This is a genomic window from Streptomyces sp. NPDC005774, from assembly GCF_042871645.1.
GTDB classification, from domain to species: domain Bacteria; phylum Actinomycetota; class Actinomycetes; order Streptomycetales; family Streptomycetaceae; genus Streptomyces; species Streptomyces pratens.
In genome coordinates, this window is sequence record NZ_JBIAIV010000002.1 from 243,959 (window position 1) to 266,139 (window position 22,181).

The window sequence follows — 22,181 nt, forward strand, 5'->3', positions numbered from 1 at the left end:
AGGAGCAGGCCGGGAAAGCGCTGGGCGCCACTCACTCGTCCTCGGCCAGCGTCAGCTCGACGCCCCCCACGAAGCCCGCGGAGAGGTTGTAGATGAACGCGCCGAGGGTCGCCAGGGCTGTCGCCAGGACGACGTCGACGACCGCGATGATCGTCGTGAACAGCAGCACGTTGGGCAGCGACAGGAACGACTGGAGGTCGAATCCGTTCGACTCGTTGGAGCCGGTCGCCTCGGAGATCGTGCCACCGACGGTGGAGAAGACACCCATCGCGTCCATGACCATCCACAGCACCGCCGACGCGACGATCGTGCAGATGCCCAGGGCGATGGAGAGCAGGAAGCTGACCTTCATCACCGACCAGGGGTCGGCCTTGGCCACTCGCAGGCGCGCCTTGCGCACGCGCGGTATGGTGCGCGCCCCGGTGCGCGGGCGGCGTACCGCGCCGGCCTGGCCACCTGCTGTACCGTCCTGCGCGGTGTAGGCCTGCGGCGGGTGGTACGGCCCCGCCTGCTGTTGCGGCTGCCGTTCCCCCGGCAGCGGTGAGGCCGTGTGAGCAGCGGCGCCCTGTCCGGGCGTGCTCTGCTGCTGGCCTCGGGTGTCCGTCACAGTTCCCCCCTGGGATCCATGTCTGTCGGACGAAGGCGAGTCCTTGCCGGGCGACTTGATCGCTTTCAGGTTGGTCGTGTGCGGATCTGTCGCCCGCGCGGCAGAGCCACGGCCACCGCCGTCCGTGCCCGTACTGGTACCGGTCGGTTCGGCGCCCGTGGCTCCGCTCACGCTGACTCACTCCTCGTGCTACTCGGACGAGGGCGCCTCACCCTCGTCCGTGCCGGTGGTCACGGCACCTTCATCGGTCTCGTCCACGGCCACGTCGCCGTCGACTTCTTCCGCTTCGCGTCCCGCCTCGGCGTTACGGGCGATGCCGACCACGGCATCGCGCTTGCCCAGATTGATCAGTTGGACGCCCATGGTGTCACGGCCCGTCTCCCTGACCCCGCTGACTCGCGTACGAATCACACCGCCCGACAGCGTGATGGCGAGGATTTCGTCGGTCTCCTCGACCACCAGCGCGCCGACGAGGGTTCCACGATCCTCGACGATCTTGGCGGCCTTGATACCTAGGCCGCCGCGACCCTGGACGCGGTACTCGTCGACAGCGGTCCGCTTCGCGTAACCGCCGTCTGTAGCAGTGAACACGAACGTACCGGGTCGAACAACATTCATCGAGAGCAGTTCGTCCCCTTCGCGGAAACTCATGCCCTTTACGCCTGAAGTCGCACGGCCCATGGGCCGCAAAGTCTCGTCCGTCGCGGTGAATCTGATCGACTGCGCCTTCTTGCTGATCAGTAGTAGATCATCTTCTGGCGAGACAAGTTCGGCCCCGATCAGTTCGTCGTCGACACCATCCTCCTGCTCCCGCAGGTTGATCGCGATCACACCGCCCGCACGCGGCGAATCGTAATCCTTCAGCGACGTCTTCTTCACCAGGCCGGCCTTGGTGGCAAGAACCAGGTAGGGCGCCGCCTCGTAGTCGCGGATCGCGAGGATCTGGGCGATCGCCTCGTCCGGCTGGAAGGCCAGCAGGTTCGCCACGTGCTGTCCACGCGCGTCCCGGCCGGCGTCGGGCAGCTCGTACGCCTTCACCCGGTAGACCCGGCCCTTGTTGGTGAAGAACAGCAGCCAGTGGTGCGTGGTGGACACGAAGAAGTGGTTGACGATGTCGTCTTCCTTGAGCTTCGCGCCCCGTACACCCTTGCCGCCACGCTTCTGGGCCCGGTAGTCGTCGGCCTTGGTGCGCTTGATGTAGCCACCGCGCGTGACCGTGACGACGATGTCCTCCTCGGCGATCAGGTCCTCGATGGACATGTCGCCCTCATAGGGGATCAGCTTCGTCTTGCGGTCGTCCCCGTACTTCTCGACGAGCGCGGTCAGTTCCGCGCTGACGATCCCGCGCTGGCGGACCGGGGAGGCGAGGATCTCGTTGTACTCGTTGATCTTCGTCTGAAGTTCGTCGTGCTCCTGGACGATCTTCTGGCGTTCCAGCGCCGCCAGCCGGCGGAGCTGCATCTCCAGGATCGCGTTGGCCTGGATCTCGTCGATCTCCAGGAGGCCCATCAGGCCCCCGCGCGCGATCTCGACGGTGTCGCTGCGCCGGATCAGCGCGATGACCTCGTCGATGGCGTCCAGTGCCTTCAGCAGACCACGCAGGATGTGCGCGCGCTCCTCGGCCTTGCGCAGCCTGAAGCGCGTACGGCGGACGATGACCTCGATCTGGTGGTTCACCCAGTGGCGGATGAACGCGTCCAGGGAGAGCGTGCGCGGCACGCCGTCGACCAGCGCCAGCATGTTGGCGCCGAAGTTGGTCTGCAGGTCGGTGTGCTTGTAGAGGTTGTTCAGGACGACCTTGGCGACCGCGTCCCGCTTGAGCACGATGACCAGGCGCTGGCCGGTGCGGGACGACGTCTCGTCACGGACGTCCGCGATACCGCCGACCTTGCCGTCCTTCACCAGGTCGGCGATCTTCTGCGCGAGGTTGTCGGGGTTGGTCTGGTACGGCAGCTCGGTGACCACCAGGCACTGCCGGTTCTGGATCTCCTCGACCTCGACCACCGCGCGCATCGTGATCGAGCCGCGGCCCGTCCGATACGCCTCCTCGATGCCACTGCGGCCCACCACCAGGGCGCCGGTCGGGAAGTCGGGGGCCTTGATGCGCTCGATGAGCGCGTCGAGCAGCTCCTCGTTCGACGCCTCGTGGTGCTCCAGGTACCACTGGGCGCCGGCCGCGACCTCGCGCAGGTTGTGCGGCGGGATGTTGGTCGCCATGCCGACCGCGATACCGGCCGATCCGTTGATCAGCAGGTTCGGGAAGCGGGCCGGCAGGACGGTCGGCTCCTGGGAGCGGCCGTCGTAGTTGTCCTTGAAGTCGACGGTCTCCTCGTCGATGTCGCGGACCATCTCCATCGACAGCGGCGCCATCTTGCACTCGGTGTACCGCATGGCCGCCGCGGGGTCGTTGCCCGGGGAACCGAAGTTGCCGTTGGAGTCCACCAGCGGCATCCGCATCGACCACGGCTGCGCAAGGCGGACCAACGCGTCGTAGATCGAGGAGTCGCCGTGCGGGTGGTAGTTGCCCATGACGTCGCCGACCACACGCGCGCACTTGTAGAAGCCGCGCTCGGGCCGGTAGCCGCCGTCGTACATGGCGTACAGCACGCGGCGGTGGACGGGCTTGAGCCCGTCACGGACGTCCGGCAGCGCACGCGAGACGATGACGGACATCGCGTAGTCGAGGTACGAACGCTGCATCTCCGTCTCGAGCCCGACGGGCTCGACACGCATGACGATGCCGTTCTCTTCGGACATGACGGGAGTGTTCTCGTCGGTCATTGCTGGTGAAGATCCTTCCTGGTGCGGTCAGCTGAGACCGACTCAGATGTCGAGGAAGCGGACATCCTTGGCATTGCGCTGGATGAACTGGCGGCGCGCCTCCACGTCCTCGCCCATGAGGACGGAGAACAGGTCGTCGGCCTGCGCGGCGTCGTCCAGGGTGACCTGGCCGAGGACACGGTGCTCCTGGTCCATCGTGGTGATGCGCAGTTCCTCGGCGTTCATCTCGCCGAGGCCCTTGAAGCGCTGGACGGAGTCCTCACGGATGCGCTTGCCGGCCTGACGGCCCAGCTCGATCAGCGCGTCGCGCTCGCGGTCGGAGTACGCGTACTCGAAGTCCTCCCGGCCCCACTTGATCTTGTAGAGCGGGGGACGGGAGAGGAACACGTGCCCAGCCTCGACCAGCGGCCGCATGAAGCGGAACAGGAACGTCAGCAGCAGGGTGTTGATGTGCTGGCCGTCGACGTCGGCGTCCGCCATCAAGATGATCTTGTGATAGCGGAGCTTCTCGATGTCGAAGTCCTCGTGCACACCGGTGCCGAACGCGGAGATCATCGCCTGGATCTCCTGGTTCTGCAGGATCCGGTCGATGCGCGCCTTCTCGACGTTGAGGATCTTGCCCCGGATCGGGAGGATCGCCTGGTACTGCGGGTTCCGGCCGGACTTGGCCGAGCCGCCGGCGGAGTCACCCTCGACGATGAAGATCTCGCACTTGGTGGGGTCGTTCGACTGGCAGTCCGAGAGCTTGCCCGGCAGGGACGCCGACTCCAGCAGACCCTTGCGGCGGGTCAGATCGCGGGCCTTGCGGGCCGCCACACGCGCGGTGGCCGCCGCCATGCCCTTGCGGATGATGTCCGCGGCTTCGTTGGGGTTGCGGTCCAGCCAGTCGGCGAGGTGCTCGTAGATGACCTTCTGGACGAAGGTCTTCACCTCGGTGTTGCCGAGCTTGGTCTTGGTCTGGCCCTCGAACTGGGGCTCGCTCAGCTTGACCGAGATGATCGCCGTCAGACCCTCGCGGATGTCGTCGCCCGTGAGGTTGTCGTCCTTCTCCCGCAGCAGCTTCTTGTCACGCGCGTACTTGTTGATGAGCGAGGTCATCGCCGCGCGGAAGCCCTCTTCGTGCGTACCGCCCTCATGGGTGTGGATGATGTTGGCGAAGGAGTAGACGCCTTCGGTGTAGCCGCTGTTCCACTGCATGGCGACCTCGAGGGACAGGAGCTTCTCCTTGTCCTCGGCCTCGAGGTCGATCACAGTGGGGTGCACCACGTCGCCCTTGCGGGAGTTGAGGTACTTCACGAAGTCGACGATGCCGCCCTCGTAGTGGTACGAGACGGCCTTGACCTCGTGCTTCTCGTCCTCGCCCGCCTCGTCCGCCCCGGCGGTGGCCTTCGCCGACTCCCGCTCGTCGGCGAGGTTGATCCGCAGGCCCTTGTTGAGGAACGCCATCTCCTGGAAACGCCGCGACAGCGTCTCGAAGGAGTAATCGGTGGTCTCGAAGATGTCCGCGTCGGCCCAGAAGGTGACCGTGGTCCCGGTCTCGTCCGTGGCCTCCTGCTGGACCAGCGGGGCCGTGGGGACACCCATCTTGTAGTCCTGCGTCCAGCGGTGGCCGTCGCGCTTGATCTCGACGGAGATCCTGCTCGACAGGGCGTTCACCACGGAGACACCGACGCCGTGCAGGCCGCCGGAGACCGCGTATCCGCCGCCGCCGAACTTGCCGCCCGCGTGCAGCACGGTCAGCACGACCTCGACGGCCGGCTTGTTCTCCGAGGGGACGATCCCCACCGGGATGCCCCGGCCGTTGTCGACGACCCGGACACCGCCGTCGGCCAGGATCGTCACATCGATCGTGTCCGCGTGCCCGGCCAGCGCCTCGTCGACGGAGTTGTCGACGACCTCCTGCACCAAGTGGTGCAGCCCTCGTTCACCGGTCGAACCGATGTACATACCGGGTCGCTTGCGGACCGCGTCCAGACCCTCGAGGACGGTGATGGCACTGGCGTCGTACGAAGCGGTGATCTCGCCGTTGAGGGCGGCCGCCTCGTTCTTCTCGCCGGTGTCGGTGGACGGGATGTTCTCGTTGGGGTTGCCGGAATCGGCCACGAAGCGCCCTTTCTGGCACACCACGAGCCTGGCTCGGCGGCGGGTTGCCGGAGCGGCTGCGGCATGTTGCGTTGATAAGCCTTGATCAGCGTTGCTCAGCTTTTCCCGGGCGGTCCCCACGATCGGGGCGGGATTGCTTCCAGTCTACCGGTAGCTCGGACATCGATGGGGGTTTGCCGGTGCCTGAGTCCGCATGTGCCGCCCTCAACCGGTCTCGCCCGACTCCCGATATACGGATGGGGGCTCCAAGAGGCTCACGAGGGCACCTAGCGCTTCCGGCCGTCCACCCTTTGCTACTTACGAGTCAGGTGGTAATCCGGCACCCCGCCCAGGGGTACGCCGAAAGGGGTGCCGACGGACCGAACACACCCCCGGAAGCCCTCGGTGTGACGTCAGTCACCCTCTTGTGGAAGACCCGCTACAGGGCCCGCTACAGGGCCCGGAACATGGATCGGAAGGGCCTGGATCACCCGTACGTGTCGCCGGGGCCAGTACTTCCGGGAGCGCGCAGCGGGCCGTAACGGCGGACCGGGCCACCCGGTCCGTTGACCTTGATCAGCTTCACGGTGCCGTGGCCCAGGTCCTCGTTCAGCCGGGCGACCAGAGTCGGGGCGAGCAACCGCAGATTCGTCGCCCACGCGGTGGAGTCACAGCGCACGACCAGCACCCGCTCGTCCTCGTCGTAACGCTCCGGCTCACAGTGCTTGGCCACGTCCTCACCGACGATCTCGGGCCAGCGCCCCATCACACCGCCCACCGCGGCCGGGGCCTCCCAGCCGCGTTCGGTGAGCAACCGGTTGATCGCCGCGCCGAGCGCCATGGGATCGCGCCGGTCCCCGCGCGCGCCCGAGCGCAGGCCACCGCGCCGCGCCTGCTTCTTCTGCTGCGCCACGTCCCCCCGCGCGCGTGCGGCCTCCTTGGCCGCGCGCAACGCCACGCGCGCGAGGTCGACGCCCGAGGGCTCAGGGGTCGCCTTCCGCGGATCTCCAGGGTCTCCGGGAGTTCCGTCGGGCCTGCCCGGCTCGCTCATACCCGTTCCACCCTCCCCTCGGCCACCGCGAACCGCGTCCCCGACAGCGCATGGGGGACGTCGTCATCGACCGCCGCGGTCACCAGCACCTGCTCGCCGGGCGCGACCAGTTCGGCAAGGCGCTCACGACGGCGGGCGTCCAACTCGGCAAAGACGTCGTCGAGGACCAGCACCGGCTCATTGCCCTCGGCGCGCAGCAGGTCGTAGGAGGCCAGGCGCAGTGCCAGCGCGTAGGACCAGGACTCGCCGTGGGAGGCATAACCCTTGGCCGGCAGCCGGCCGAGATTGAGCAGCAGATCGTCGCGGTGCGGGCCGACCAGGGTGACGCCCCGCTCGACCTCCTGCTTGCGCGCCTCGGCGAGCGCGGCCGACAACTGCTCGAACAGGTCCTCACGCGTGTGCGCCTCACCGGGTGCGGACGGCTTGTACTCCAGGGCGACGGGGCCGCCGCCCGGCGCGAGCTGTTCGTACGCCTTGTCGGCGAGTGGCTGGATCGCGGCGATCAGGTCCAGTCGCTGGGCCAGCAGTTCGGCACCCACACGCGCGAGGTGCTGGTCCCAGACGTCGAGGGTGGACAGGTCCATGGTGCGTCCGCCGTGGCGGCGGGCCAGCGCGGCAGACTTCAGCAGCGTGTTGCGCTGCTTGAGAACACGGTCGTAGTCGGAGCGGACACCGGCCATGCGCGGGGAGCGGGCGGTGATCAACTCGTCCAGGAACCGGCGCCGCTCGCCGGGATCACCCTTGACCAGGGCAAGGTCCTCGGGCGCGAACAGGACAGTACGGACGATCCCCAGCACGTCCCGGGGCCTGACCTGCGAGGACCTGTTGATCCGGGCGCGGTTGGCGCGGCCCGGGTTCAGTTCCAGCTCGACGAGCTGCTGCCGCTCGCCCTGGCGGACCTGGGCCCGGACGATCGCGCGGTCGGCACCCATGCGGACCAGCGGAGTGTCGGAGGAGACACGGTGACTGCCGAGAGTGGCGAGATAACCGACCGCCTCGACAAGATTCGTCTTGCCCTGCCCATTGGGGCCGACGAAGGCCGTGACCCCCGGGTCGAGAGGGACCTCGACCCGGGGGTAGGACCGGAAATCGGCCAGCGACAGATGCGTGACGTGCATGGTCGTTCGCCGACCTCCCCTGGCGTTGTGGACCGTCGTGCGGCCCGATGGACTGCAGCCCCGGAACTGCCCCGACTGCTCAGGCGGTGGCCGCTCCAGCTGCTTCGTGGAGTACTTCTCCGTGGATTACTTCTTCTCGACCGCGTGGCCGCCGAACTGGTTGCGCAGCGCCGCGACCATCTTCATCTGCGGCGAGTCCTCCTGACGGGAGGAGAACCGCGCGAACAACGACGCGGTGATCGCCGGCAGCGGGACCGCGTTGTCGATCGCGGCCTCCACGGTCCAGCGTCCCTCACCAGAGTCCTGCGCGTACCCCCGCAGGCCCTCCAGATGCTCGTCCTCGTGCAGCGCGTTCACCGCGAGGTCGAGCAGCCAGGAGCGGATGACCGTGCCCTCCTGCCAGGAACGGAAGACCTCCCGGACATCGGTCACCGAGTCGACCTTCTCCAGGAGCTCCCAGCCCTCGGCATAGGCCTGCATCATCGCGTACTCGATGCCGTTGTGAACCATCTTGGCGAAGTGGCCGGCACCGGCCTTGCCGGCGTGCACCGAGCCGAAGTCGCCCTCCGGCTTCAGGGCGTCGAAGACCGGCTGCACCTTGGCGACGTGCTCCTTGTCACCGCCGTACATCAGCGCGTAGCCGTTCTCCAGGCCCCAGACGCCGCCGGAGACCCCACAGTCGACGAAGCCTATGCCCTTGGCCGCCAGCTCCTCGGCGTGCTTCTCGTCGTCCGTCCAGCGGGAGTTGCCGCCGTCCACCACGACGTCGCCGGGCTGCAGCAGCACAGCGAGTTCGTCGATGGTCGACTGGGTGGCCTCGCCCGCCGGGACCATCACCCAGACCACGCGCGGGCCCTTGAGCTTGCCCACAAGCTCTTCCAGGCTGTGGACATCGGCGAGGTCCGGATTGCGGTCATATCCGAGAACGGTGTGGCCCGCGCGGCGAATCCGCTCGCGCATGTTGCCGCCCATCTTGCCGAGGCCGACGAGACCGAGCTCCATCAGTTGTGTTCCTTAGGTTGCGACGTGGCGTGGCGGCACGAGCGTGCCGCGGCACTTACGTACCGACCCGACCCTAAACCCGGGCGCTCACGCACATCTGTGGGCATACGCGCTCATGCGCACGCCCCCACCTGCGGTTTCACCGACACCGGCCGACCAGCCGTCTTCCGCCGCTTCCGGGTCCGGCACCAGCCGGCAGACCCACGGCCCGGCGCCCGGACCCGGAAGGACTGTGCACGCCTGTGGACCGGTGCGGGCGGCCGTGGAGAGGCGGGGCGAGGTCGGGCAGGGCGAGGTCAGCCGCTGAGCCGCACCGGCATGATCAGATACTTGTAGGCGTCGTCCGCCTCTGCGTCCACCGCGGGCCTGCCGCTGAGCAGCGCGGGCTTGGTGGACGTGGTGAACGACAGCTGGGCCACCGGAGAGTCGATGGCGCTCAGGCCGTCCAGCAGGAACGTGGGGTTGAAGGCGATCGAGATGTCGTCTCCCTCCAACTGGGCGTCGACCCTTTCCACAGCCTGTGCGTCGTCACTGGAACCGGCCTCCAGGATGAGCACACCCTGCTCGAAGCTCAGCCGCACCGGGGTGTTGCGCTCGGCGACCAGAGCCACACGCTTGACGGCCTCCACGAAGGGGGCGGTCTCGATGACGGCGACGCTGTTGAACTCGGTCGGGAACAGCGTGCGGTACTTCGGAAGGTCACCTTCCAGCAGCCGCGTGGTGGTGCGTCGGCCCGCGCCTTCGAAGCCGATCAAGCCCTCACCCGCACCCGAGCCGGACAGCGCCAGGATCACCTGGTCGCCGCTGGTCAGCGCCTTGGCGGTGTCCAGGAGCGTCTTGGCGGGCACCAGGGCGACCGCCGAGGCCTCCGGGTTCTCCGGCTTCCACAGGAACTCGCGGACCGCGAAACGGTAGCGGTCGGTGGAGGCCAGCGTCACCGTGTCGCCCTCGATCTCGATGCGGACACCGGTCAGGACGGGCAGGGTGTCGTCACGGCCCGCCGCGATGGCGACCTGCTGCACGGCGGACGCGAAGACCTCACCGGGCACCGTGCCCGTCGCGTTCGGCATCTGCGGCAGGGCCGGATACTCCTCCACCGGCAGGGTGTGGAGCGTGAACCGTGAGGAGCCACAGACCACCGTCGCCCGTACACCGTCTGTGGAAATCTCCACCGGCCGGTTGGGGAGAGCGCGGCAGATGTCGGCGAGCAGCCGGCCCGAGACGAGCACCGTGCCCTCCTCCTCGACCTCCGTCTCCACCGAGACCCGCGCGGAGACCTCGTAGTCGAAGCTGGACAGGCTCAGCTGTCCCGACTCGGCCTTCAGCAGCAGGCCTGCGAGGACCGGCGCCGGCGGACGGGCCGGGAGGCTGCGTGCCGCCCAGGCCACTGCCTCCGCGAGTACGTCGCGTTCCACCCGGATCTTCACCGTAAGCCGCCTCCTGCTATTGCCGGCGTTCTCGCGCCCTGCTTCGCCTTCGTCATCTGACTCGGTGTGCTCGGCCTCTGGGAGGCGCAAGGACACCGGGAACAGTCTGACGCACCGCACTGACAGTAGGTGCCCCTCGGGGTCAAGTCGTGACGGGGGGCAGTCGGCGCAGAAGCGGTGAGTTGTGCACAGGACCCTCTTCGAAACGGATTCCTCACTCTCTCTAGTTGGGAGTAGTAGTAGGGCCTGTGGATACCGTGGATAACCTCGTTTTCCCAGCTCAGAGCCTAGATTTTGTCCACCGACCCTGTGGGCGGAGCCGGTGGACAACTCGGGGTTTCTGTGGAGAACAGAAAGTTCTGCACACTCCGTACACAGGGTGGGCCGAGTTCTCCCCAGCTTCGTCCCCAGGTTTTCCGGTCTTTCCCACAGGCCCCCTAGGCACCTTGGTGTGACGCCTTTCACTCGACCCAGTGAGGGGAGGCAGCGTGTTGCCGAACAGTGGACAGACGTGTGGAGAAGCGCATGATCGCTGGGGACAACCGGCCTCTGCCTGTGGGTTGCCGGTGGAAAACTTTATCCACAGCCTGTGGATAACTATTTTATCCACAGGCTGTGGACATCGCTTGTCCACGAATCCACAGCCGGTTGACCTGGCCCGATAGTGCCCCATCGGGCGGCCCTGTGGACAGGATCGGGACAACTTCGCGGTCCCCAGGATGTGGACGGGAAAAACTTGCCGAATCTGTGGAGGAAGGCCGTAACCCGGTGCCGAAATGGAACAGCGGACAGGACCTCGAGGATGACCGGGGGGCCGGGGGCCGCCCTGAGGGCGGACGTGGGGACCGACGTGGGGCAGATGTGGGGCAGATGAGGGGGCAGCAGTGGGTCTCGGCGGCTCCTGGAGGCGCGAGAAGGCGCTCGAAGGCCTTTCCGGGTTCTGTCGGTGAGCGGGCCGGTGAGCGGGCCGGTGAGTCGGCGGGCGTACGAGGAAGGGCGCCCCCGGATGTGGTCCGAGGGCGCCCTTCCTGGGTGTCTGACGGTTCTGAGGGGGCCGAGCCCGGCCGAGGAGCAGGGACGCTGTGGGCGGGGTACCGGGTCTCCCCTGGCGGCCGCGACGGGTGGCCTGGCACCCGGGGGCCCTTGTTGCGGGTGGATAGCCCTGCGTGCCTGCCTGGTGCGGACGCTGGGAGGCCTCAGCCTGCCTTGATGCGGTTGGTGAGTTCGGTGACCTGGTTGTAGATGGAGCGCCGTTCCGCCATCAGATTGCGGATCTTCCGGTCCGCGTGCATCACCGTCGTATGGTCGCGGCCGCCGAACAGTGCGCCGATCTTCGGCAGCGACAGGTCGGTCAGTTCGCGGCACAGGTACATCGCGATCTGCCTCGCGGTCACCAGCGCGCGTCCGCGCGAGGTGCCGCACAGGTCCTCGACCGTGAGCCCGAAGTAGTCGGCGGTCGCGCCCATGATGGCCGTCGAGGTGATCTCCGGTGCGGAGTCGTCCCCGCCGGGCATCAGGTCCTTCAGGACGACCTCGGAGAGCCCGAGGTCCACCGGCTGCCGGTTGAGCGAGGCGAAGGCCGTCACCCTGATCAGCGCGCCCTCCAGCTCACGGATGTTCCGCGAGATCCGAGAGGCGATGAACTCCAGCACCTCCGGCGGGGCGTTGAGCTGTTCCTGCACCGCCTTCTTGCGCAGGATCGCGATCCGCGTCTCCAGCTCCGGCGGCTGGACGTCGGTGATCAGACCCCACTCGAAACGGTTCCGCAGTCGGTCCTCCAGCGTCACCAGTTGCTTGGGCGGCCGGTCACTGGAGAGCACGATCTGCTTGTTGGCGTTGTGCAGCGTGTTGAAGGTGTGGAAGAACTCCTCCTGCGTCGACTCCTTGTCCGCGAGGAACTGGATGTCGTCGACCAGCAGGATGTCCATCTCCCGGTACCGCTTGCGGAAGCTGTCGCCCTTGCCGTCGCGGATGGAGTTGATGAACTCGTTGGTGAACTCCTCCGAGCTCACGTACCGCACCCGGGTGCCGGGATAGAGACTGCGCGCGTAGTGCCCGATCGCGTGCAGCAGGTGCGTCTTGCCGAGTCCGGACTCCCCGTAGATGAAGAGGGGGTTGTACGCCTTCGCGGGGGCCTCGGCCACCGCCACCGCCGCCGCGTGCGCGAAGCGGTTGGAGGCGCCGATGACGAAGGTGTCGAAGAGGTACTTCGGGTTCAGCCGCGCGGTGGGCTCACCGGGGCCGGTCGCCGGCGCGGGCTGTGCGGCCAGCGGGCCGGGCGCGCCGCTGGCGGGCAGGTTCGGGCCGACGGGGCCGCCACGGTGGACGTGACCCGCGCCGGAGGGAGGCTCCGGCAGCTCGCGGCGGACTGCGTCGCGCTGGTCGTAGTCGCCGCGGTCGTACTTCGCGCGTGATGTCTCGTAGTCGGAGCGCTGCTGGTCGTAGGAGGGACGTTCCATCGGCTGCGGACGGTAGTCCTGCGAGGGCGCGCCACCGTAACCGTCCTGGGGGCCATACGTTTCCTGGGACGGCGAGGCGTACGGGTCGCGGTCCGGGAAGCCGAGGCGCTGCTGTTGCCAGCTGTACTCGTCCTGTGCCGGACGGGGCCAGGAGCCGGGCTCCGGGCGCTGGTACTCCGAGGGGTAGGCAGGGCGGGCGGTGGGGAGCTGGTCGCCGGGCGGTCCGGGATGCTGGTCGGCACGGCGCCGGCCGTAGCCCTCGTAGCTGTCGTAGTTCTCGTACTGCTCGCGCTCCTGGCGCTCTTGCCTGTCCGGGCGCTCGGGGCGGTCCTGTCGGGCCGGCGGGAGCTCGGGTTCCTCGTAGCGTGGCTGAGGGCGGGGGGCGAGCGGGGCGGGAGGCTCTCCCGCGGAGTCGTCGACGGTGATGGCGATACGGATGGGGCGCCCGCACTCGCGGCTCAGGCTCTCGCTGACGACCGGTGCCAGGCGGCCCTCGAGAACGTTCTTGGCGAACTCGTTCGGCACGGCGAGCAGGGCGGTGTCGGCGACCAGTGCCAGTGGCTGGCAGCGCCGGATCCAGTGTTCGTCCTTCCCCTCCACTCCCTGCCCCCGGCCCTCACCGAGGAGCTGTTCCAGTACGCGTGGCCACACTGCGGCAAGATCGGCAGGTACGTCAGCCACAGGGCACGCTCTCTCACAGGTCCCTCGAACGAGTGGTTCAGGGACGGGTTGGGTCGGGTTCTAAAGGGGGTGCTGGAGGGACAAAGGAACGAATCGGGGTTCAGCCACGGTAGTCAGGGCGGCCGCTACGGTTCAAGTCGTTGTCCCCAGCCTGTGGACAAGTGTCTCCCGGCGACGGCTGGTTTGACCGAATGGCGCGGCCGCGCGTACCGTGACGAGGTCGAGTTGTCGATGGCTGCTGCCGCCTGCCTCCGATGGGCACAGATCGCGCAAGTTGATCGGTCAGCGGTGCACTCGGGCGTAACGCGAGCTACTCGTGGGCGCACGGTGACAGCCAGGACGGCACCCCGCAATCTACGAACTCTTTCTGGAGCCCCCGAGTGAGCAAGCGCACCTTCCAGCCGAACAACCGTCGTCGCGCCAAGACCCACGGCTTCCGGCTGCGTATGCGTACCCGTGCCGGCCGCGCGATTCTCGCGTCCCGCCGTGGCAAGGGTCGCGCCCGTCTGTCCGCCTGATCCTGATCAGGTCATGACGTCGTGCTGCCCACCGAGAACCGGCTGAGGCTGCGCGAGGACTTCGCGACCGCGGTACGACGGGGACGCCGGGCCGGACGTCGGCACCTCGTCGTACACCTACGCAGCGGTGTCACGGACCCGCATGCGTCTGGGGAGAACGCTGCCCCGACGCGTGCGGGTTTCGTCGTAAGCAAGGCGGTGGGCGGTGCGGTCGTGCGGAACAAGGTGAAGCGCAGACTTCGCCACCTGATGCGCGATCGAGTCGCCCTGCTGCCCCCCGGTAGCCTGGTAGTCGTACGAGCGTTGCCCGGAGCGGGGGACGCCGACCATGCACAACTGGCCCAAGACCTGGACGCCGCTCTTCAGCGGTTGCTGGGAGGGGGCACGCGATGAAGTACCCGCTGCTGGTTCTGATCAAGCTCTACCAGTGGACGATCAGTCCCCTGCTCGGACCTGTATGCAAGTACTACCCGTCGTGTTCCCACTACGGCTACACGGCCATCGACCGGCACGGTGCCATCAAGGGCACAGCACTCACGGCCTGGCGCATCCTGCGGTGCAATCCGTGGTCGCTGGGCGGCGTGGACCATGTCCCGCCGCGCAAGCGACCGCGGTGGCACGAAATGCTGCGTAACGCCTGGCGTGCACGCAAGGGCGGGCCCGCCTCCGCCGAACCGGCCACCGAAGGACGGACCTCTCCCGAGACTCCGAGTTCTTCGAGCCCGGCCGCAGAGACCTCGCCCCATGCCCAAGGAGCATGATTAGTGGACACGATTGCCAGCCTCTTCAGCTTCATCACGACACCTGTCTCCTGGGTCATCGTCCAGTTCCACAGCGTGTACGGGGCCATCTTCGGCCCTGACACCGGATGGGCCTGGGGCCTGTCCATCGTGTCCCTGGTGATCCTGATCCGTATCTGCCTGATCCCGCTCTTCGTGAAGCAGATCAAGGCGACACGCGCGATGCAGACGCTCCAGCCGGAGATGAAGAAGATCCAGGAGCGCTACAAGAACGACAAGCAGCGCCAGTCCGAAGAGATGATGAAGCTGTACAAGGATGCGGGTACCAACCCGCTCTCCTCGTGCCTTCCCATCCTGGCGCAGTCCCCGTTCTTCTTCGCCCTGTACCACGTGCTCAACAGCATCGCGTCCAATGACACCGTCGGCGTGATCAACGAGCGTCTGCTGGAAAGCGCACAGAAGGCGCACATCTTCGGTGCCCCGCTCGCGGCGAAGTTCACGGACAATGCGGACAAGGTCGAGGCCCTCAACGCCTCCCTGACCGATGTGCGCATCGTCACGGCGCTCATGATCGTGCTGATGTCGCTGTCGCAGTTCTACACGCAGCGCCAGCTGATGACGAAGAACGTCGACACCACGGTGAAGACGCCGTTCATGCAGCAGCAGAAGATGCTGATGTACGTCTTCCCCGTCATCTTCGCCGTCTTCGGTATCAACTTCCCTGTCGGCGTCCTCGTCTACTGGTTGACCACCAACGTGTGGACCATGGGACAGCAGATGTACGTCATCCACAACAACCCGACGCCGGGTTCCAAGGCGCAGGCCGCGTACCTGGAGCGTTTCTCCAAGCACGTCACCCACCACGGCAAGACCCGTAACCGTCGTGAGCGTGCCATCGTCAAGGCCATCGTGGCCAAGGGCCGGGATCGTAACGAGTACGAGCGCAAGTTCATCAACGGTCTGAACAAGGCGGGCCTCGCGGCCCAGGCCGACGGTGCGGTGATCAAGGGCGATGCCACGGCCGCCGCCCAGGCGGAGGACGGTTCCCCGACGACGGCCCAGGCCGCGAAGCGGCAGCAACCCAAGCGGCAGAGCAAGTCCCAGCGCCAGGGTGGTACGGCGAAGGCGGCCGGCGAGTCCCTCTCGCTGACCAAGGCCGAGGAGCCCGAGGGCGACGTCAAGCCCGCCGCCGCTGCCAAGAAGGGCAACGCGAAGCCCGGCGGAAGTACCCGCAGCAAGGCCCAGTCCGGACAGCGCAAGGGTCCGCAGCGGCCCAAGTCCCCGTCCAAGAAGTAAGAAGGAGTCCATCCCGTGACGGAAGGCACCACCTCCGCCGCTGCCGAGGGCGCAGACACCCTGACCCGCCTGGAGCAGGAAGGCGAGATCGCAGCGGACTACCTGGAGGGTCTGCTCGACATCGCCGACCTCGACGGTGACATCGACATGGACGTCGAGGCAGACCGTGCCTCTGTCTCGATCATCAGCGACTCGTCCGGCCGTGACCTGCAGAAGCTGGTCGGCCGTGACGGCGAGGTACTCGAAGCGCTCCAGGAGCTCACGCGCCTGGCCGTACACCGCGAGACCGGTGACCGCAGCCGACTGATGCTCGACATTGCGGGCTACCGCGCCAAGAAGCGGGCCGAGCTGTCCGAGCTCGGTGCGAAGGCCGCTGCCGAGGCCAGGAGCAGCGGCGAGCCCGTGAAGCTCGACCCGATGACGCCGTTCGAGCGCAAGGTCGTGCACGACGCGGTCAAGGCTGCCGGTCTGAGCAGTGAGTCCGAGGGCGAGGAACCGCAGCGCTTCGTCGTCGTGCTTCCCGCCTGAACGGTTCCCCATTCCACCGGCCCCGTCTGTTGCGCAGACGGGGCCGAATTTTGTCAGCCTGATAGTTCTGTGGTGTCGGCCGCCGGGTCGGCACGGTACGGAAGGACGGTCCCTCGTGACGGAGGCAGCGGAGCTCCCCCCCGCGCCCGAGCAGGCCCGTGAGGTGTTCGGTGATCGCTTCGCGGACGCTGTGCGTTACGCGGAGCTACTTGCTGAGGCGGGCGTGCAGCGTGGTCTGATTGGCCCACGGGAGGTGCCCCGGCTATGGGAGAGGCATCTGCTGAACTGCGCAGTGCTCTCGGAGGTCGTCCCCGAGGGTGTGACGGTGTGCGATGTCGGCTCGGGTGCCGGCCTGCCGGGTATCCCCTTGGCGCTGGTCCGGGAGGACCTCAAGATCACGTTGCTGGAACCGCTGCTGCGGCGTACCACCTTCTTGACCGAAGTCGTGGAGCTGCTGGGCCTGGACCATGTGACGGTCGTCCGTGGGCGGGCCGAGGAGGTCATGGGAACACTGTCTCCGGTCCACGTGGTGACCGCGCGGGCCGTGGCGCCGCTCGACCGTCTCGCCACATGGGGCGTTCCCCTGCTGCGGCCCTACGGAGAGATGCTCGCTCTCAAGGGTGATGCGGCCGAGGAGGAGCTGAAGAGCGCGACTGCTGCTCTGAACAAGCTCGGTGCAGTAGCGACGTCGATCGTGCATGTAGGTGAGGGCGTGGTGGATCCGATGTCCACAGTCGTGCGCGTCGAGGTCGGGGAAAGCCCCGGAGGTGTGCGCTTCGCGGCGAAGCGCGCGAAGGCCGCCCGCACGGGACGTGTACGGCGCCGACGCGGATAAGGGGTTCGCGCATTCTGTGGCAGAGCGGCTGACAGGCAGGAATGCGCTCTGAGGTGCCAGACGTACTCCACACAAGCTGCCGAACCTCAGCGTGCCGGAGTGTCGCGGCAGTGCGGGCCCGGCTGCTGTGCATCGTGTTTCACGTGAAACATCGCTCCCTGCTGCACGGCATCATCAGTCGCGGTCGCGCCGCAGCCGAACCCCGCGACCGTAAGCCTCTCGGTTCACTCGGAGAGGGTCCTGTTCCCGGCGAGAGTTCACCCCCCTCAGGGGGTACGGAGTTGTCCACAGAGGTGGCTTTCTCCACAGAACGTAAGGCCTCGCTGGTTCACGACCCCGAAGACATGGGAGGCTCTGTTCATTGCGAGCCTGAAGTCGAGGAGAGTGAATCCTTGCGGTCCGACGCCAACATCGCGGGACCGATGACCGATCCGGTCCCCGGTCCCCGTACCGAATCGATGGGGGCGGATGTTTCACGTGAAACACCGCCTCCGATGGACGACACTCCCATCGGTTGCACTGCCCAGGTGGCGGTGGACGCGCTGGGCCGCGCAGGCGAGGGTCTGCCACGGCCTGAGCAGACACGCCTCATGGTGGTGGCCAACCAGAAGGGCGGCGTGGGCAAGACGACGACGACCGTCAACCTTGCCGCATCACTCGCGCTCCATGGCGCTCGGGTCCTGGTGATCGACCTCGACCCTCAGGGCAACGCATCCACGGCCCTGGGGATCGACCACCACGCAGAAGTCCCTTCCATCTATGACGTGCTGGTCGAGAGCAGGCCGCTGGCGGAAGTGGTCCAGCCGGTCCCCGACGTGGAGGGTCTTTTCTGCGCCCCCGCCACGATCGATCTTGCCGGTGCGGAGATCGAGCTGGTGTCCCTGGTGGCACGGGAGAGTCGGCTGCAGCGTGCAATCCAAGCCTACGAGCAGCCTCTGGACTACATTCTCATCGACTGCCCCCCGTCGCTCGGCTTGCTGACAGTCAATGCGATGGTGGCAGGTCAGGAGGTTCTGATCCCGATTCAGTGCGAGTACTACGCGCTGGAAGGCCTGGGGCAGCTGCTCCGCAACGTCGATCTGGTGCGGGGTCACCTCAACCCCTCCCTGCACGTCTCGACGATCCTGCTCACCATGTATGACGGCCGGACGCGGCTCGCGTCCCAGGTCGCGGACGAGGTCCGCAGTCACTTCGGTGAGGAGGTGCTGCGGACGAGCATTCCCCGTTCCGTGCGTATCTCGGAGGCGCCGAGCTACGGGCAGACGGTACTGACCTACGATCCTGGATCGAGCGGTGCCCTCTCCTACCTTGAGGCGGCACGAGAGATCGCGTTGAGGGGTGTAGGCGTGAGCTATGACGCATCGAACGCGCACATCGGCGCACAGCAGAACGATCCGAGCATGGTGGAGGGCGTCCAGTGAGTGAGCGACGGAGAGGGTTGGGTCGTGGTCTCGGCGCACTGATCCCTTCTGCCCCGACAGAGAAAATGGTCGCCCCGGCCATGACGGGAGGCGCTGCTTCCGCGTCTTCCGGCGGCCCGCCGGTGGCGCCGAACGAGCGTGGGGTGGCCGCCGCGAAGCTGGCCGCACTGTCCTCTGTTCCACGTGAAACAGAGGGACTCTCGACGCAAGGTGCAGCGGAGACTCCCATGCCTCCCCTGGGGGCGCATTTCGCTGAGATCCCCATCGAGTCCATCAAGCCGAACCCGCGTCAGCCTCGCGCGGTCTTCGACGAGGACGCACTGGCAGAGCTTGTCACGTCCATCAAGGAGGTCGGCCTTCTCCAGCCCGTTGTCGTACGACAGGTCGGGCCGGCGCACTACGAGCTCATCATGGGTGAGCGTCGATGGCGGGCCTGCCGCCTGGCGGGGCTCGAGGCCATCCCTGCGATTGTCCGGGCCACGGAGGACGAGAAACTCCTTCTGGACGCCCTTCTGGAGAACCTGCACCGGGCTCAGTTGAACCCACTGGAAGAGGCAGCCGCCTACGACCAGCTACTCAAGGACTTCAACTGCACCCACGATCAGCTGGCGGACCGCATCGGCCGCTCCCGTCCGCAGGTGTCCAACACCCTGCGTCTGCTGAAGCTCTCGCCGAGGGTCCAGAGCCGGGTGGCTGCGGGAGTACTCTCCGCCGGACATGCGCGGGCCCTGCTATCTGTCGAGGACTCAGAGGAACAGGACAGGCTGGCCCATCGGATCGTGGCCGAAGGGCTCTCGGTACGCGCCGTCGAGGAGATCGTCACGCTGATGGGGTCCGGTCCTCAGAAGGCGCCGCGGTCCAAGGGTCCGCGTGCGGGTGCACTGGTGTCGCCGGCGCTGTCCGATCTGGCCACACGCCTCTCGGATCGCTTCGAGACGCGGGTGAAGGTCGACCTGGGGCAGAAGAAGGGCAAGATCACCGTCGAGTTCGCCTCCATGGAGGATCTCGAACGCATCCTCGGTACGCTCGCTCCCGATGAAGGGCCGGTTCTGCAGAAGAGCCTGGTGGACGACGATGCTGTAGAGGACGATTCCTGAGGCATCGGCTCGTTCAGCCGAACAGCCGACCAGGGGCGGATTGTGTCCGGTATGTGCCGGAATATGGTCCGCCCTTTGCTTTTTGCCGGTATCGATGGAATCGCTTCGTGGATACGATGAATGGAAATACGAGATGTATCCACCGGCAGTACCTCTGATTCTCTGAGCGCAAGGCAGGGCCATGCGAATGATGAGCCGCATCGGACTGGTGAGAGCAGGGCTGGCGATCGCTGTCTTCGGTGGGTTCGTCGGCAGCCTGCTCAAGGAGCGGCATGCTCTGAAAGCAGTCCGCGAGGCAGCAGGCGAAGGAAGCGAGGCACAGGCTTCATGGGGCGTCGGCTCGTACCACTCACGCTGGACAACCTTCAGGACCTTCCCCAGAACTGTCGTTCGTGTGTCTTCTGGGAGCTTGATCCCGTCAGTGGTGAGGCAGCGATAAAGGCGGGTACGTCAGCGGTTGAGAAGGAGTCGTGGATCTCCGCTGTACTCCTGGACTGGGGGTCGTGCGGAAGAGTCGTCTACGTGGATGACGTCCCCGTGGGTTTCGTTCTCTACGCTCCGCCCGCCTACGTGCCGCGTGCCACAGCCTTTCCCACGAGTCCTGTGTCGCCCGATGCGGTGCAGTTGATGACTGCGTTCATCGTGCCGGGCTACCAGGGTCAAGGGCTGGGGAGGGTGATGCTACAGACGGTGGCGAAGGACCTGCTGCGGCGCGGGTTCAAAGCGATCGAAGCCTTCGGCGACGCGCGTTGGAAGGCGCCGGCCTGTGTGCTGCCTTCTGATCATCTCCTGGCCGTGGGATTCAAGACGGTCCGTCAGCATCCTGCGTATCCCCGGCTCAGACTGGAACTGCGGACGACGCTGTCGTGGAAGGACGACGTCGAGATGGCATTGGACCGTCTGCTCGGAGCAGTACAGAAGGAGCCGGCATTGCGCCCTCTTTAAGCCGGGTGACGCTGATCCACCCGGAGTTGATGCCCTGATTCTCTGGGCCGACGATGCCGGTATCTGCGAGTCCGGAGCACCTCATGCGAATGGGCCGACCCACATGGGTCGGCCCATTCGTGTTTCACGTGAAACACACGCCGCCAGAGAGGAGGCCGGCAATCATTCAGCGATGAAGTCCTCGAGGTCGCGGATGATCCCGGCCTTCGGCTTGGCGCCACGGATGGTCTTGACGACCTCGCCACCCTGGTAGACGTTCAGGGTCGGGATGGACATGACGCCGTACTTGGTAGCCGTACCCGGATTCTCGTCGATGTTCAGCTTGACGACCTCGATCTTGTCCCCGTACTCCGCGGCAATCGCCTCGAGGGAAGGGGCGATCTGACGGCACGGGCCGCACCAGGCGGCCCAGAAGTCCACCAGGACAGGCTTGTCGCTCTTGAGGACGTCCTCGTCGAAGGAATCGTCCGTCACGTTCTTCAGGGTGCCGGCCACGGCGGGCTCCTTAACTGGTTGGTGCGTGGGGCGGGTGGGGGTCAGACGGCGGTCTTCTCGGGCTCGGCCTTCTTCTCGTCGGCGAGAGAGGCAAGGAACCTCTCGGCGTCGAGGGCAGCGGCACAGCCCGTACCGGCCGCAGTGATCGCCTGGCGGTAGGTGTGGTCGACCACGTCACCGGCACCGAACACACCGGTGAGGTTCGTATGCGTCGACGGCGCCTGGACCTTCAGGTAGCCCTCGTCGTCCAGCTCCAGCTGGCTCTTGAAGAGTTCCGTACGAGGGTCGTGACCGATCGCGATGAAGAGACCGGTCACCGCCAGGTCCGAAAGTTCGCCGGTCTTGACGTTCCGCAGCTTCAGACCCGAGAGCTTCTGGTCACCCTGCACCTCGGCGACCTCGCTGTCCCAGACGAAGGAGATCTTTGGGTCGGCGATGGCGCGCTCCTGCATCGCCTTCGAAGCCCGCAGGGTGTCGCGGCGGTGGACAATCGTGACGGACTTGGCGAACCGCGAGAGGAAGGTGGCCTCCTCCATCGCGGTGTCACCGCCGCCGATCACGGCGATGTCCTGGTCCTTGAAGAAGAAGCCGTCACACGTGGCACACCAGGAGACACCGCGGCCGGAGAGGGCATCCTCGTTCGGCAGACCGAGCTTGCGGTGCTGCGAGCCGGTGGTGATGATGACGGCCCTCGCCTGGTGAACCGTGCCCGCTGTGTCCGTGACGGTCTTGATCTCGCCGGTCAGGTCGACGGAGACCACGTCGTCCGGAATGAGCTCGGCACCAAAACGCTCCGCCTGGGCACGCATGTTGTCCATGAGCTCGGGGCCCATGATGCCGTCCTGGAAGCCCGGGAAGTTTTCGACATCGGTCGTGTTCATCAGCGCGCCACCGGCGGTGACGGCGCCCTCGAACACCAGAGGCTTCAGCGACGCACGGGCGGTGTAGAGCGCCGCGGTGTAGCCGGCAGGCCCCGAACCGATGATGATCACGTTACGGACGTCGCTCACAGCTTGATTCCTCGTCTCTGGTCTGTGTCACCCGACCGGTGGGAGTTTCTGTCGGAACTCTCACCTCACCCAACGGATCCTAAGGGGC

Annotated in this window: 19 protein-coding genes; 9 read left to right on the forward strand and 10 right to left on the reverse strand. The window is 66.7% G+C overall.

What is annotated here, in order from left to right:
• Positions 1 to 31 precede the first annotated feature (31 nt).
• The 8 genes from ACFYQA_RS03340 to dnaA form a co-directional block, all read right to left on the reverse strand.
• The gene (locus ACFYQA_RS03340; RefSeq protein ID WP_388910845.1) at positions 32 to 778 is read right to left on the reverse strand and encodes a DUF3566 domain-containing protein; all 747 of its coding nucleotides are present in this window, start codon (positions 776 to 778) and stop codon (positions 32 to 34) included.
• A gap of 18 nt (positions 779 to 796) precedes the next feature.
• On the reverse strand, positions 797 to 3,388 hold the full coding sequence (gene gyrA / locus ACFYQA_RS03345) for a DNA gyrase subunit A (protein ID WP_388910847.1): 2,592 nt from the start codon (positions 3,386 to 3,388) through the stop codon (positions 797 to 799).
• A 42-nt stretch (positions 3,389 to 3,430) separates the two neighbouring features.
• Positions 3,431 to 5,491, reverse strand: a complete 2,061-nt coding sequence (gene gyrB / locus ACFYQA_RS03350) for a DNA topoisomerase (ATP-hydrolyzing) subunit B (RefSeq protein ID WP_388910850.1) — start codon at positions 5,489 to 5,491, stop codon at positions 3,431 to 3,433.
• Between the two features lie 466 nt (positions 5,492 to 5,957).
• Positions 5,958 to 6,521 carry a DUF721 domain-containing protein gene (locus ACFYQA_RS03355; protein WP_388910853.1) on the reverse strand — a complete coding sequence of 188 codons (564 nt, stop codon included), beginning with the start codon at positions 6,519 to 6,521 and terminating at the stop codon, positions 5,958 to 5,960.
• Positions 6,518 to 7,639: a DNA replication/repair protein RecF gene (gene recF / locus ACFYQA_RS03360; RefSeq protein ID WP_388910856.1), complete on the reverse strand. Its 1,122-nt coding sequence runs from the start codon at positions 7,637 to 7,639 to the stop codon at positions 6,518 to 6,520. Before recF ends, ACFYQA_RS03355 begins: the two co-directional genes overlap by 4 nt.
• Before the next feature lie 126 nt (positions 7,640 to 7,765).
• Entirely contained in the window at positions 7,766 to 8,641 is an 876-nt protein-coding gene (gnd, locus tag ACFYQA_RS03365) for a phosphogluconate dehydrogenase (NAD(+)-dependent, decarboxylating) (protein WP_388910859.1), read from the reverse strand.
• A 296-nt stretch (positions 8,642 to 8,937) separates the two neighbouring features.
• Complete coding sequence (dnaN, locus tag ACFYQA_RS03370; RefSeq protein ID WP_055596610.1) at positions 8,938 to 10,068, reverse strand: DNA polymerase III subunit beta; 1,131 nt, start codon at positions 10,066 to 10,068, stop codon at positions 8,938 to 8,940.
• Positions 10,069 to 11,264: 1,196 nt separating this feature from the next.
• Positions 11,265 to 13,208, reverse strand: a complete 1,944-nt coding sequence (dnaA, locus tag ACFYQA_RS03375) for a chromosomal replication initiator protein DnaA (RefSeq protein WP_388910863.1) — start codon at positions 13,206 to 13,208, stop codon at positions 11,265 to 11,267.
• Between the two features lie 380 nt (positions 13,209 to 13,588).
• Here dnaA and rpmH point away from each other — a divergent pair, with 380 nt between their 5' ends.
• From rpmH to ACFYQA_RS03420, 9 genes are all read left to right on the forward strand, one after another.
• Positions 13,589 to 13,726 carry a 50S ribosomal protein L34 gene (rpmH, locus tag ACFYQA_RS03380; RefSeq protein ID WP_003949374.1) on the forward strand — a complete coding sequence of 46 codons (138 nt, stop codon included), beginning with the start codon at positions 13,589 to 13,591 and terminating at the stop codon, positions 13,724 to 13,726.
• 21 nt (positions 13,727 to 13,747) lie between these two features.
• Positions 13,748 to 14,119 carry a ribonuclease P protein component gene (gene rnpA / locus ACFYQA_RS03385; RefSeq protein ID WP_386394009.1) on the forward strand — a complete coding sequence of 124 codons (372 nt, stop codon included), beginning with the start codon at positions 13,748 to 13,750 and terminating at the stop codon, positions 14,117 to 14,119.
• Complete coding sequence (gene yidD, locus ACFYQA_RS03390) at positions 14,116 to 14,487, forward strand: membrane protein insertion efficiency factor YidD (RefSeq protein ID WP_332429321.1); 372 nt, start codon at positions 14,116 to 14,118, stop codon at positions 14,485 to 14,487. Before rnpA ends, yidD begins: the two co-directional genes overlap by 4 nt.
• A 3-nt stretch (positions 14,488 to 14,490) precedes the next feature.
• Entirely contained in the window at positions 14,491 to 15,762 is a 1,272-nt protein-coding gene (yidC, locus tag ACFYQA_RS03395) for a membrane protein insertase YidC (protein WP_388910867.1), read from the forward strand.
• 15 nt (positions 15,763 to 15,777) lie between these two features.
• Complete coding sequence (locus ACFYQA_RS03400) at positions 15,778 to 16,290, forward strand: R3H domain-containing nucleic acid-binding protein (protein WP_055595877.1); 513 nt, start codon at positions 15,778 to 15,780, stop codon at positions 16,288 to 16,290.
• Between the two features lie 115 nt (positions 16,291 to 16,405).
• On the forward strand, positions 16,406 to 17,125 hold the full coding sequence (gene rsmG, locus ACFYQA_RS03405; RefSeq protein WP_388910869.1) for a 16S rRNA (guanine(527)-N(7))-methyltransferase RsmG: 720 nt from the start codon (positions 16,406 to 16,408) through the stop codon (positions 17,123 to 17,125).
• A 344-nt stretch (positions 17,126 to 17,469) separates the two neighbouring features.
• Complete coding sequence (locus tag ACFYQA_RS03410) at positions 17,470 to 18,546, forward strand: ParA family protein (RefSeq protein ID WP_388911104.1); 1,077 nt, start codon at positions 17,470 to 17,472, stop codon at positions 18,544 to 18,546.
• The gene (locus ACFYQA_RS03415) at positions 18,543 to 19,643 is read left to right on the forward strand and encodes a ParB/RepB/Spo0J family partition protein (RefSeq protein ID WP_388910872.1); all 1,101 of its coding nucleotides are present in this window, start codon (positions 18,543 to 18,545) and stop codon (positions 19,641 to 19,643) included. Before ACFYQA_RS03410 ends, ACFYQA_RS03415 begins: the two co-directional genes overlap by 4 nt.
• 327 nt (positions 19,644 to 19,970) lie before the next feature.
• On the forward strand, positions 19,971 to 20,588 hold the full coding sequence (locus ACFYQA_RS03420; protein ID WP_388910874.1) for a GNAT family N-acetyltransferase: 618 nt from the start codon (positions 19,971 to 19,973) through the stop codon (positions 20,586 to 20,588).
• A 162-nt stretch (positions 20,589 to 20,750) separates the two neighbouring features.
• On the opposite strand, the gene trxA is transcribed toward ACFYQA_RS03420, so the two are convergent.
• Entirely contained in the window at positions 20,751 to 21,083 is a 333-nt protein-coding gene (gene trxA, locus ACFYQA_RS03425) for a thioredoxin (protein WP_388910876.1), read from the reverse strand.
• Between the two features lie 41 nt (positions 21,084 to 21,124).
• Positions 21,125 to 22,093, reverse strand: a complete 969-nt coding sequence (gene trxB / locus ACFYQA_RS03430; RefSeq protein ID WP_388910879.1) for a thioredoxin-disulfide reductase — start codon at positions 22,091 to 22,093, stop codon at positions 21,125 to 21,127.
• Between the last annotated feature and the right edge of the window lie 88 nt (positions 22,094 to 22,181).

Excerpts from the sequence above, each read along its gene's own strand:
- gyrA (WP_388910847.1), bottom strand. The coding sequence starts at position 3,388 with ATGACCGACGAGAACACTCCCGTCATGTCCGAAGAGAACGGCATCGTC.
- ACFYQA_RS03355 (WP_388910853.1), bottom strand. The coding sequence starts at position 6,521 with ATGAGCGAGCCGGGCAGGCCCGACGGAACTCCCGGAGACCCTGGAGAT.
- recF (WP_388910856.1), bottom strand. The coding sequence starts at position 7,639 with ATGCACGTCACGCATCTGTCGCTGGCCGATTTCCGGTCCTACCCCCGG.
- gnd (WP_388910859.1), bottom strand. The coding sequence starts at position 8,641 with ATGGAGCTCGGTCTCGTCGGCCTCGGCAAGATGGGCGGCAACATGCGC.
- yidD (WP_332429321.1), top strand. The coding sequence starts at position 14,116 with ATGAAGTACCCGCTGCTGGTTCTGATCAAGCTCTACCAGTGGACGATC.
- ACFYQA_RS03410 (WP_388911104.1), top strand. The coding sequence starts at position 17,470 with ATGGGAGGCTCTGTTCATTGCGAGCCTGAAGTCGAGGAGAGTGAATCC.
- ACFYQA_RS03420 (WP_388910874.1), top strand. The coding sequence starts at position 19,971 with ATGGGGCGTCGGCTCGTACCACTCACGCTGGACAACCTTCAGGACCTT.